Source organism: Hyphomonas sp. CY54-11-8 (assembly GCF_000682735.1).
Taxonomy (GTDB): domain Bacteria; phylum Pseudomonadota; class Alphaproteobacteria; order Caulobacterales; family Hyphomonadaceae; genus Hyphomonas.
Map to the genome: position 1 here is coordinate 187,379 of NZ_AWFD01000038.1, position 11,390 is coordinate 198,768.

The following is an 11,390-nucleotide window of genomic DNA, read 5'->3' on the forward strand; positions in this document are numbered from 1 at the left end:
TGCATCAGGGGGCTGGGCCTTCCACCAGAATGAACCGGGAAACCGCATTCTCGATTCGCCCCCGCCGGACTTCCGTATACTCCGGCGAGTCGTAGAAGCGCTTCGCTTCCGCCATGCTCGGAAACTCCACGACAACCATCCGGCCAGCAGGTGGAGCGCCTTCAAGGGCCTCGGCCGCGCCGCCGCGCACGAGATACTTGCCCCCATAGGCTGCGACCAGCGGTCCGGCCGCCGCCACATAGGCCTTGTAGGGTTCCGGATTCACCACCTCGATTTCGGCGACGAGGTAGGCTTTCGGCACCGTAGCAGGAGCCGCATCCGGCTCCGCGACTGTCGTGCAGGCTGCCGCCAGGCAGATCCCCGTGCCAAGCATGACCGCGCGGGCGTAAGTGTTTATCGCCATTTTCTTGTCTCCCCTTTAAATCCGGCCTGTCCCGGCCCCCCAGCAAAGGCCCGGAACCCCGGCCTGCCAAGGCTTTTCATTGGCCGGAACAGAAAAATCAGGCGCCAGATCGGCGCTGCCCTTGGAATCTCGCGGGAATACACATATATTGTTATTCGATAAGAAGGAGACCCCGGGCCATGAGCCTTACAACCGATGACATGATCCTGATCGAGCAACGCGTTGCCAATGAGCGCAAGAGCGCGGGCGCGGCCTACCTGCTTTGGTTTTTCCTCGGTTTCGTTTCGGCCCACCGCTTTTATCTGGGCAAGCCGATCAGCGCGATCCTGCAGATCATTTCCTATTTCTTCCTGATCGGCTTTGTCTGGTGGTTCCTGGACTTCTTCCTGATCCCTTCGATCATCGAAGACGATCTCGACGACAAGCGCTCCCGGATGGCCGGATACCTGCGCCGCCGCGGCCATTACGCCTACTAGGTGAACCTGCTGCAGCCGCGCCGGAATGGCCCGTAGCGGCGAGGAAATTTTCCCTGTAACCTCCAACACTTAATGAGTGTTGGGAGGCACGCATGTACCAGGTTTCGCTGACGGAATCCTATTTTCCGGCTCATGGGGGGCCCGAACCGGCCCCGCGCACAATCGGCGACATGCTGCGCGCCTCGACCGCCCGCAAACCGGACCAGCCGGCCCTGAAAGCGCTGGACTATGACGGCACCGTCCTGCGCACCTGGTCCTATCAGGAACTCCTCTTCGATGCCGAGCGCCTCGCCCGCGCGCTGGCCAGCCGCCATGAGGAAGGCGCCCGCGTTGCGGTCTACGCCAACAACGTGCCCGAATGGGTGCTGCTGGAGCTCGCCTGCGGCCTCGCCGGCATCACCCTCGTCACGGTGAACCCGGCCTACCAGAAGCGCGAACTGAAATACGTGCTCGAACAGTCCCGCTCCGAAGCAATCTATTATGTCGCCGATTTCCGCGGCAATCCGATGCAACAGATCGCCGACGAGGTCTGCAATGAAATCCCGGCCATCCGCCACCGAATCTTGCTGACCGACCATGCCGCCCTGTTCGACGGCGAAGCGCGCGGCGAGCTGCGCAGCCCGGACCCACACGATCCGACGCAGATTCAGTACACATCCGGCACAACCGGCTTTCCCAAGGGCGCCCTGCTCCACCACAATGGCCTCGTCCTCAATGGCATCGAGGACATGAAACGCGCCGGTGTGAACCAGGGCGATGTGTTCGTGCACCACATGCCCCTCTTCCACACCACCGGCTGCGCTATTCTGGTGCTGGGCGGTCTTGGCGTCGGGGCGACCATGCTGCTCGCGCCGATGTTCGACCCGGCGATGATCGTCAAGGTGATGGAGCGTGAGCGCACCAAATTCATTCTCGGTGTGCCGACCATGCTGGTCGCCCTTATCGAAGAGGTCGAGAAAACAGGGCGCGACGTCTCCGCCACCCGTCGCATCATGTCCGGCGGCTCAATGGTGCCGCCGGAGCTTTGCCGCAAGGCCCGCAAGGTGCTGGGCGCACCGATCCAGATCATCTATGGCCAGACCGAAACATCTCCCGGCCTCACCCAGGCCTGGTATGAGGACGACGAGACAGACCTGACCCAGACCATCGGCCAGCCCGTACCGTATACGGAAATTTCAATCCGCGACCCGGCCACGAACGAAGTCATGCCCATCGGCGAACAGGGTGAAATCTGCGCCCGCGCCTATTCCGTCATGCTCGGCTACAACGACAATCCGGAAGCCACTGCCGCAACCATCGACAGCGAAAAATGGCTGCACACCGGCGATCTCGGCCGCATGGACGAACGCGGCTATGTGAAAATCACCGGCCGGGTGAAGGAGATGATCATTCGAGGCGGGGAAAACCTCTTCCCGGCAGAGATCGAGAACGCCCTGCTCGAACACGATGCCATTTCCGAAATCGCCATTGTCGGCATACCCGACGAGAAATGGGGAGAACAGGTCGCCTGCTTCATGCGCGGCAATTCAAAGCCCCACCCGACCGATGCAGAACTGAAGACCTTCATCCGCGAGCGCCTGTCACCGCAGAAAACGCCCGCCTACTGGATCTGGGTCGACGACTGGCCCCTTACCGGCTCCGGCAAGATCCAGCGCTTCAAACTCGCCGAAGCCTTTGAACAAGGCGCCTACACCGATCAGGTGGAGTAGGCGCTGATTGTCACTTCGACAAATTTAACACCTGAACGGTGAACGGGTCCGCTGTGGCGCCCAGATTCGATGTCACAAGGACCTGCCCAGAGCCATCGTCGGAGTGGAATATCCGGGCAGCGAGGACGGGGTAGAGCACACCCTCGATAGGCACGTCACGCACGTCGGCGACAGACTTCCGCGCAAAGGTCTGATCGTCATAGAAGGCGATCTTTCCATTCATGCTCGGCACGCCGGTCGAGTTCCCGATGATCACGGCCCACTCCCGTGTTTCACTTGAGTGATCTGCCCAGGCGGCGAATATGCCGTCCGGTATCGTGTAATCGAGCAACATGTCCGCGGAGTAATTACCAGAGATCGTGAACAATCGGCCGGTTCCTGAGAGCATCCTGTCGCCGTCTTCGCTGATCCAGATATTTCCCCCCAACTCTTCCTGGGCTACGCCGATCTCTTCAATCCTGAGCGATTGGACAGGCAAAGTCGTCGTATCCCATTTGCGGAGAACCGCTGGGGTCTGTCTTGTCGTAACACCATAAATCCAGTTTTCGGTCGGATGCATGCGAAGCGCCGTGCCAAGATCAAGGCTGTACTTCATGCTGACCTCGTCTGCACCGAAATCGACGGACACTAAGGGGCCGACACTTCCCTTTTCCGTATTGAAATGGGCACGCCCGTTTCCGTCGAGGACGATATCTCCCCAGTCCCAGGATACCAGCGCACTATCAATAACCTTTGCCGATGTCAGATCGATCAAATAAACTTTGCCGGACAGAGACACAGCGGCCTGCCGGCCGTCCGGACTGAGCCCGATACTGTACGCCTGACGCTCAAGCGGAACTTGCCTTTCCTTAAAATTCAGAAGATCGACCAGGCGCACCGAAGACTCGCCTTCCACGACATAGGCAAGCACGGAAAGTGATTTGGAATAATCCGCATCGAGAATTTTTCCAGGCAATCTGTAGAAGGCAGCGCTATGATCCGGCGCAACTGACACGGTCACTTGCCGGACCACCTGGTGAACGCCATCGCTCACAATGAGCTGGACAACATATTCCCCTTCCAAAGACGGAACCATATTCACATTTGGCCCAATTCCGCCGGTCAGGATCGCTGCGCCAGGATTCGGCTCACTCAGAACCTGCCAATCATACGTCAACGGCAGCCCTTCAGGGTCAATGCTGTCGTTGGTATCGAGACTCACCTGCTCGCCCACATACCCGGCCGAATATTTCTGCAATGTCACTTCGGGAGGCAGGTTCACTCCGGCAGGGTAATCCAAAGCCGTCACCAGCATGTAGTGATCCACATCCGCTGTCGGGTGATCCGTTGCGAGAATGCGGAGCGAAAGATCCGTCTGGCTGGCAGTGACGAATCGCGCGACCAGCTGATTGCCGCTTGTCCCATGCTCCAATGGCAGCTCGATCGTGTGGATCAATTCATAAGTCCGGGAGTCATACACCAGTATCTTGCTCTGGAACTCTTCATTCGGAAGCCCCAGAACATACCAGTATTTCGTAATCGGGCTGTATGTCGCGCTTTGGACGCCACCAAGATTATAGATCCACCCGATCGGCGTCATATCCGTCGCCGGATCATCAGAAAACTGCATAATCCGGCCGCAATAGGCCATGAGCGCGCTTCCATCTCCCTTCATCCAGCCCGCCCCACACAGGCCATTCGCGGTGGTCGACTCACGATAGTCTGAAAACGCCCCACCCGAGATCGTGTACCGGCCAAGGACATTCGGAGAGATGCCTGACATAACATACAATTTGTCGCCGGAGGGATGCAGGTAACCTCTAAGGTCCGGATACCGTCCCGCGGTCGTTTTGACTTGTCCGGTTGTCATGTTGACAGACACAAGATCGGTACTGCCGCCAGACAAACCTGTTATGTAGGCAATGCCCTCATCGGACACCACAAAATGTCTGGGAGAAACGTCCAGAGGCCATGTAGCGATGATCTCGGCTTTGTCGAGATCGACAAAGCTCATGGCATCATCGCCTTCTACCGCAGCAATACTTCCGTCCGGTGACACAGCCACACCGACCACATCGTGCGGAGCGGGTATAAGTTTCGGCTCAATCACCCCCTCATCGAAAACGCCGATCTGGTCATGAAGATCCACAACCAGCCGGCCGCCGCCTGGCTGCAGCCCCCGGGCGCTGAACGTTCTTGGCAGCTTACGGATTGAAAATTTACTTGCGAAGATCACTGGAAGGTCGACCACCACCGTGTCATACCCATCCGATACAGTCAGAGAAAAGCCGTACGTCCCTTCCGTATCGAAAGAGAGCGTCTGCGTCACGCCGTCATATGTCGTACCCGCCGCCACACCCGCCGGTGCCGTCTCTAATGTCCACGTATATGTCAGCGGCTGGCCATTGGGATCAGACGTCTCAACTGCGGTCAGACCGATGTTCTCTCCGATCGCAGGCATGAAAAGGGATACATCCGCCACCGGCACGGGCGCATCGTTCTCAAGCGTCACGGACACTCTGTCATAACCTGTCGCGCCGGCGGGATCCGAAACGGCGAGTTCAAGCTCATAAGTCCCGGGTACCAGGGTCAGCAGTTTTGGTTGCTGCGCGGTTTCATCATCCAGTTCTGCATCGGCCCCCTCTGGTTGGGAGATAATGGTCCAAAGATAGGTGAGCGTATCGCCGTCCGGATCACCGCTTAGATCGCTGCCGACCTGAACACCGTCCGCTTCGATTGGGCCGGCAATATCCTGTCCGGCATTGGCGGAAGGTGCCTGGTTGGATGCTGGGGGTGCAGGAGGTGGGCTGGATGTGCCGCCCCCTCCGCCGCCTCCGCAAGCTGCCAGCCAGACAACCGATGCCAGCGCCGCCGCGAACGCGCGTATTCCCATTTTCTACCCTCCCAATGGAGAGTTCAACCTTCCGGATCGGGGAGTGACCCGCAACCCCAAATTGCCAGTCGCGGAACAGAAAAGTGTCGAAGATATATCCTGTTAGGCGAATTCCTCCGGACGCAGAAAATAGCGTATTTCACACGAGAAATTAAATCCCTGCGAGAACTACAAATTCAGTCCCGATAAATGGACGCGAAGTGATCCCACAAAGCCTGGCGGGTTGAGTTGAAGGATTCGATCACCAGGGCGTCGTTTGCCGCTACGGCGTCGGGTGCGGCTTCCTCGATGAAGATGTGGGAGGTCGGCACGGCCCAGGACGGGTCGTCCAGCGTGCCGGCGCAGAGTATGACAAGGTCCGGCGCCGCCTCCGGCAGGTGCCACATGCGGGTGCCACACTCTGTACACCGCTCAATCGGGATCGTGTGGCCGCTGCCGCCGGTGCGCCTGAATGTGTCGAATGTGCCGGCAGCGACATCCAGCGAAGCTTTGGGCACATGCAGGTAGAGGCCGAAGGTCGCTCCGGACAGCCGCTTGCAGTCATCGCAATGACAGGCGTTCACCGCTTTCGGCCGGGCCGTGATTTCATAGCGCACGGCCCCACAATGGCAGCCGCCATGGATGGGCGTTTTCGGGAGTGGCGGGCGGGAAATATCGGCGCGTAGCATGCGGGTGATCCTACCCGGCAATTCTACCGGAACAACTAATCTGTCTCTTCATATTCGCTTGCCTCCGGGCCCCTTCCCCGCCCACACTCAGGCCATGCTGAAACGCCTGATCCCCGCCCTTGCCCTGATCGCCGCCTGCCAGAGCGCCCCGGCAGAAACTGCGCCTGAGGCGGTACCGGAAGAGTATTCCTGGCGCCCGGTCGATCCGGAGAACCTCCTCCTGTTCGATCTTGGCCAGAACGGTATCATCTTTATCGAATTGCTGCCCGAGGCGGCCCCGGTGAATACCGCCGCCCTGCGCGAAGCGGTGCGGACCGGCTATTTCGACGGCGAATATTTCTACCGCGTGGTCGAAACCCATGTGGCCCAGGCCGGCCGGGAGTTCGACGAACACCTCAAAGATGTACCGCGCCTGCCGCTGGAAGCTGAACGCGAAGCCAGCACTATCGGCTTCGACCCGCTCGGCGGCGAAGATCTCTACGCAGCGCAAGTCGGTCACCGGAAGGGCTTTCCGGTGGCAAACCAGCGGGGCGGCGAATGGTTGCTGAACTGCCCCGGCGCCGTCGGCATGGCCCGCGACGAAGGGCCGGACACGGCGGTCACCGAAATCTACATCCCGCTCCTGCCGCGCCGCTACCTCGACCGGAATTACACCATCGTCGGCCGCGTGATTTCCGGCATGGACACGGTGAATCGCCTCGCCCGCGTGGAACCTTCGACCGAGGCGGAAACGGACATCCTGTTCGGCGATGATCCGGTGGCCGCCGACGAAGCCGCAGAGGCGCGCACCGGCAAGCTCGCCCCGAACAGGATCATCGCGGCCCATGTCGCCGCCGATATGCCGGCAGACGGCCGCCCTGCCTTCGAAGTCATGAAGACCCCGAGCCCCGAATGGACTGCCCTGAAAGAGAGCAAGATCGACTACTCTTCGGTCACCGCCTTTCCTCAAACCCCGCCAAAAGTGCTCGATATTTGCACATTACCGGTCCCGGCCCGCCCAATTATTGAGCATAATTGATCCAGTTCGCGATTGGTTAATCCAATTTGCTTGGCGGTCCGGTGCACTCGGCGCCTGTTTTTCCCAAACCAGTAGACGCGAGTGGAGGGCAAGTTCACGCGCGTGAACTAAGTGAGGGAGCTGACATTGGTGTACAATTCGACTGCGGCACGCTTCGGCGTGCTTTCGCTGCTGTGCGCGGCATTTTCCGCGCCGGCCTTTGCGGACATGGGATCCAGCGCAGGTGACACGGCCTGGATTCTCACCGCCACTGCGCTGGTCCTGTTCATGACCCTGCCCGGCCTCGCCCTGTTCTATGGCGGCCTTGTCCAGGCGAAGAATCTGCTCTCGGTATTGATGCAGTGCATGGCGATCGCCGCGCTGATGAGCATCGTCTGGCTGGTCTGCGGATATTCCCTCGCCTTCGGGCCGGGCGATGGCGGCATCATCGGCGGCTTTGCGAAATCCTTCGCCGCAGGCGTCACCGCAGCCCCGCTGGACGGCCAGTCCATTCCCGAGCCGCTCTTCATGATGTTCCAGATGACCTTCGCGATCATCACCCCGGCGCTGATTGTCGGTGCCTTTGTGGAGCGGGTGAATTTCGGCGCGATGCTGGCCTTCTGCGCGCTCTGGCTGCTGCTGTGTTATGCGCCCGCCGCCCACTGGGTCTGGGGCGGCGGCTGGCTCGCCGGCATGGGCGTGATCGACTTTGCAGGCGGCATCGTCGTGCACACGACGGCAGGCGTGTCCGCGCTCGTCTTTGCGCTGATCATCGGCAAGCGGGCCCACTTCCCGCGTGACATGCACCCGCCGCACAGCCCCGGCTTCGTGATGCTGGGCGCAGCGATGCTGTGGGTCGGCTGGTTCGGCTTCAATGCCGGTTCCGCCCTCGGCGCGAACGGGGATGCCGCCCGGGCCATGCTGGTCACGCACACCTCCGCCGCTACCGCATCGCTTGTCTGGATGGCGATTGAATGGATCAGCTTCCGCAAGCCGACACTGGTCGGCATCGCAACCGGCATGGTGGCAGGTCTCGCCACGATCACCCCGGCGGCCGGATCGGTCGGTCCGGCAGGTGCGCTGGTCATCGGCGCGGCCAGCGCGATCATCTGTTACGGCGCGGTCGTGCTGATCCGGCAGAAGCTGCAGATCGACGACAGCCTCGACGTGTTCGCCGTGCACGGCGTCGGCGGCATTCTCGGCAGCCTCGCCCTGCCCTTCCTGGCCGCCTTCGGCCCGCTGGCGCCCGGCCTGTCGAAGCCGGTCTTCGTCCAGTTCGGGGTCCAGCTGCTGGGCGTCGCGGTCGTGGCGCTTCTGTCAGCCGCCGTGACGGCAGGCCTGCTCTACGCCATCCGCACCGTCATCCCGCTGCGGGTTTCGCCGGAGGATGAAGAGGCCGGGCTCGATTCCGCCACCCATGGCGAGAGCGCCTATCACCAATAGGGATTGCGGATCGGCAACTTGACATTGCCCCCGCGTCACATCACGCCTTGGACGGATGACCGGCACAGCCCAGCCCCCCTTCGAAACGGCCCCCGGCCTCGCCGGACTGAAGGGCGTCCGTCATGGCTTTTTCGGACGCAAAGGCGGCGTTTCCACCGGTCTCTATGCCAGCCTCAATGCCGGGCCGGGCTCAAACGATGATCCGGCTGCCGTGGCGCAAAACCGGGAAATCATCCGAAAGGCCATGGGCGCGGATGCCCTGCTCTCCTGCCACCAGGTCCATTCGGCTGACGTCGTCCACGTCACCGAAGCCTGGGACACAGACCGCCCGCAGGCAGACGCCATGGTCACGACCCTGCCGGGCTTCAGCCTCTGCATCCTGACGGCGGACTGCACGCCGGTCCTGTTTGCGGATGCCGAAGCCGGCGTGATCGGCGCGGCCCATGCCGGCTGGAAAGGCGCGCTCGGCGGCGTGCTGGAGGCCACCGTCGCCTCGATGACAGAGCTCGGCGCCCGGCCAGGCCGCATCCATGCGGCGATCGGGCCGACGATTGGCCAGACGAGCTACGAGGTCGGCCCGGAATTCCGCGACACCTTCCTGGAAGTCTCCCCCGCCAGCGAACACCTTTTCGTCTCCGGCAAGGGAGACCGCTATCATTTCGATCTGCCCGGCTATTGCAGCGCCAGCCTCGCCGCGATGGACATCGGCCATATCGCCAATCTCGGCCTCGACACCTGCGCGCTGGAAGACAGCTATTTTTCCAATCGACGCCGGAATCATCGCGGTGAACCGGACTATGGCCGAAATGCCTCAGTCATTGTGCTCCAACCGTAAAAATTTGCGCTCAGCGGCAGAGTCCGGTTGCGACTCGCGGCTCCCTGTTACAAAAGCGTCGCCATCCGGGGCAGCTACAGGGTCAAAGCCGACATGAAACTTCTCGCCTGCAACGCAAACCGTCCGCTGGCCGAAGCCATTGCCGACTATCTCGACATGAGACTGACCCGTTCGGAGGTGAAATCCTTCGCAGACGAGGAAATCTTCGTCCGGATCGATGAGAATGTCCGGGGCGAGGATGTCTTCGTGATCCAATCGACCTCTCACCCCGCCAACGACAATCTGATGCAGCTGCTGATCATGATGGACGCGCTGAAGCGCGCCTCGGCCCGGCGCATCACGGCGGTGATCCCCTATTTCGGCTATGCCCGCCAGGACCGGAAGACTGACGGCCGCACGCCGATCTCGGCAAAACTGGTCGCCAACCTCATCTCCACGGCCGGCGCCGACCGCGTGCTGACCGTCGACCTGCACGCCGGCCAGATCCAGGGTTTCTTCGACATCCCGACCGACAACCTCTTCGGCAGCCCGGTGATGATCGACGACATCAAGGAGCGCTACGGGAAGGATAAGATCGTGGTTGTTTCGCCGGACGTCGGCGGCGTGGTGCGGGCGCGCTCCCTGGCCAAGCGGCTCGACGATGCGGACCTCGCCATTGTCGACAAGCGCCGCCCGGAAGCCGGGAAATCCGAAGTGATGAACATCATCGGCGATGTCAGCGGCAAGCGCTGCATCATGCTGGACGATATGTGCGACTCGGGCGGCACGCTGGCGAACGCTGCTGCAGCCCTCAAGGAAGCCGGTGCCAAATCGATCGCCGCCTATGTCAGCCACGGTGTCCTCTCAGGCAAGGCCGTGGAGCGGATCGAAAAATCGGTGCTCGACGAACTGGTCATGACCGACACGATCGCCCCGTCCGACGAAGCGAAGAAATCAAAATCCATCCGTATCCTGCCGATCGCACCGCTGCTGGGCGAAGCCATACGCCGCATTGCGAACGAGGAAAGCGTGTCGAAACTCTTCGACCGCTAAGCCAGGACAACAAGACAGAAAAAAGCCCGCAGCCTGCTGCGGGCTTTTTGTTTGAGGGGATGCCCGAGGTCAGGCTTCGATGCAGTATTGCAGCGGGTAAGTCACGCCCTTCACCTCGACCGGCTTGCCGTCGACGCCAATGGCAGGTTCGAACCGGGCGCCTTTGAGTTCAGCAGCAGAAGCTGCGAACACAGGATCAGAACATTCAGCGAGCATATTCTTCGGCAGACCGTCCGTTCCGAGGTCAAACATGACTTTGCAGACACCGCTCCGGGATGCCGCAGCGGCCTCTGCCGGATAGGCCGGGCGCGGATAGGCCAGAACGTCTGGCGCCCAGTCCGTCGCGAGGGTGAGACCGGTCTGCCAGTTTGCCTTACGAGACGCCTCCTTGCGGGTCGTCCATGCCGCAGGCATAGGCATCGCCTCAAACGCTTCTGCGGCATCCTTACACGCGTTCAGATCTGCGCTTGTTTTTTCGATGAATGCCCCCAGCGCGGCGGGTGGCGCAGGCGCTTTGGGGGCATCCGCCGACGGTGCTGGCGGCACCGGAGGCTCCGGCGGCTTTGGCGCCGCTGCACCGGAAGAGGACGTGATGAACAGGCTGTCTGCCAGGACGAGTCCTTCCTCTGTCTGCGGATCGACGGCCACGCCGCTGCGCCAAACTTCGAAGTGCAGGTGCGGGCCGGTGGCCTGGCCTGACTGGCCGAGCGTGCCGATCACATCACCCGGCTTTACCGTATCGCCTGCGCTGACCGTCATGGATTCCAGCTGGGCAAAGCGCAGCACGGTCTGGCCGCCGGCCTGCATTTCCACGAGATTGCCATAGGCACCTTTCTCTGCGGCCGATGTGATCACGCCTGCGGAGGGCGCATGGACCGGGACGCCTTCAGCTGCGGCAAGATCGACTCCATTATGGGTTTTCTTTTCGCCCGTGATCGGATGTTTGCGCAGGCCG

General features: G+C 61.3%; 10 protein-coding genes. 6 read left to right on the forward strand and 4 right to left on the reverse strand.

Annotation, left to right across the window (positions count from 1 at the left end):
• Positions 1-4 precede the first annotated feature (4 nt).
• Positions 5-403 carry a DUF1330 domain-containing protein gene (locus HY17_RS18990; protein ID WP_233348874.1) on the reverse strand — a complete coding sequence of 133 codons (399 nt, stop codon included), beginning with the start codon at positions 401-403 and terminating at the stop codon, positions 5-7.
• A gap of 179 nt (positions 404-582) precedes the next feature.
• Between HY17_RS18990 and HY17_RS18995 the strand changes: the two genes are divergently transcribed.
• Entirely contained in the window at positions 583-879 is a 297-nt protein-coding gene (locus HY17_RS18995; protein ID WP_051600331.1) for a TM2 domain-containing protein, read from the forward strand.
• Positions 880-971: 92 nt separating this feature from the next.
• Positions 972-2,588, forward strand: coding sequence for a class I adenylate-forming enzyme family protein (locus tag HY17_RS19000; protein WP_034769659.1), 1,617 nt, complete (start codon positions 972-974; stop codon positions 2,586-2,588).
• A gap of 10 nt (positions 2,589-2,598) precedes the next feature.
• On the opposite strand, the gene HY17_RS19005 is transcribed toward HY17_RS19000, so the two are convergent.
• Both HY17_RS19005 and HY17_RS19010 read right to left on the reverse strand, forming a co-directional pair.
• The gene (locus tag HY17_RS19005) at positions 2,599-5,460 is read right to left on the reverse strand and encodes a YncE family protein (RefSeq protein ID WP_034769662.1); all 2,862 of its coding nucleotides are present in this window, start codon (positions 5,458-5,460) and stop codon (positions 2,599-2,601) included.
• Between the two features lie 176 nt (positions 5,461-5,636).
• Positions 5,637-6,128, reverse strand: a complete 492-nt coding sequence (locus HY17_RS19010; RefSeq protein ID WP_051600332.1) for a GFA family protein — start codon at positions 6,126-6,128, stop codon at positions 5,637-5,639.
• A gap of 94 nt (positions 6,129-6,222) precedes the next feature.
• On the opposite strand from HY17_RS19010, the gene HY17_RS19015 reads away from it, so the two are divergent.
• The 4 genes from HY17_RS19015 (at position 6,223) to HY17_RS19030 (ending at position 10,435) form a co-directional block, all read left to right on the forward strand.
• Positions 6,223-7,146: a peptidylprolyl isomerase gene (locus HY17_RS19015; RefSeq protein ID WP_051600333.1), complete on the forward strand. Its 924-nt coding sequence runs from the start codon at positions 6,223-6,225 to the stop codon at positions 7,144-7,146.
• A 207-nt stretch (positions 7,147-7,353) separates the two neighbouring features.
• Positions 7,354-8,568 (forward strand): ammonium transporter, encoded by a 1,215-nt coding sequence (locus HY17_RS19020; RefSeq protein WP_051600342.1) that lies wholly within the window; start codon positions 7,354-7,356, stop codon positions 8,566-8,568.
• 55 nt (positions 8,569-8,623) lie between these two features.
• Complete coding sequence (gene pgeF, locus HY17_RS19025) at positions 8,624-9,403, forward strand: peptidoglycan editing factor PgeF (protein WP_034769664.1); 780 nt, start codon at positions 8,624-8,626, stop codon at positions 9,401-9,403.
• Between the two features lie 93 nt (positions 9,404-9,496).
• Positions 9,497-10,435 carry a ribose-phosphate pyrophosphokinase gene (locus tag HY17_RS19030; RefSeq protein WP_034769666.1) on the forward strand — a complete coding sequence of 313 codons (939 nt, stop codon included), beginning with the start codon at positions 9,497-9,499 and terminating at the stop codon, positions 10,433-10,435.
• 69 nt (positions 10,436-10,504) lie between these two features.
• On the opposite strand, the gene HY17_RS19785 is transcribed toward HY17_RS19030, so the two are convergent.
• Positions 10,505-11,390: M23 family metallopeptidase (locus HY17_RS19785; RefSeq protein ID WP_155843689.1), on the reverse strand; the 886-nt coding region annotated here is incomplete at its 5' end.

Excerpts from the sequence above, each read along its gene's own strand:
- HY17_RS19000 (WP_034769659.1), top strand. The coding sequence starts at position 972 with ATGTACCAGGTTTCGCTGACGGAATCCTATTTTCCGGCTCATGGGGGG.
- HY17_RS19020 (WP_051600342.1), top strand. The coding sequence starts at position 7,354 with ATGGGATCCAGCGCAGGTGACACGGCCTGGATTCTCACCGCCACTGCG.
- HY17_RS19005 (WP_034769662.1), bottom strand. The coding sequence starts at position 5,460 with ATGGGAATACGCGCGTTCGCGGCGGCGCTGGCATCGGTTGTCTGGCTG.
- pgeF (WP_034769664.1), top strand. The coding sequence starts at position 8,624 with ATGACCGGCACAGCCCAGCCCCCCTTCGAAACGGCCCCCGGCCTCGCC.
- HY17_RS18990 (WP_233348874.1), bottom strand. The coding sequence starts at position 403 with ATGGCGATAAACACTTACGCCCGCGCGGTCATGCTTGGCACGGGGATC.
- HY17_RS19010 (WP_051600332.1), bottom strand. The coding sequence starts at position 6,128 with ATGCTACGCGCCGATATTTCCCGCCCGCCACTCCCGAAAACGCCCATC.
- HY17_RS19015 (WP_051600333.1), top strand. The coding sequence starts at position 6,223 with ATGCTGAAACGCCTGATCCCCGCCCTTGCCCTGATCGCCGCCTGCCAG.
- HY17_RS18995 (WP_051600331.1), top strand. The coding sequence starts at position 583 with ATGAGCCTTACAACCGATGACATGATCCTGATCGAGCAACGCGTTGCC.
- HY17_RS19030 (WP_034769666.1), top strand. The coding sequence starts at position 9,497 with ATGAAACTTCTCGCCTGCAACGCAAACCGTCCGCTGGCCGAAGCCATT.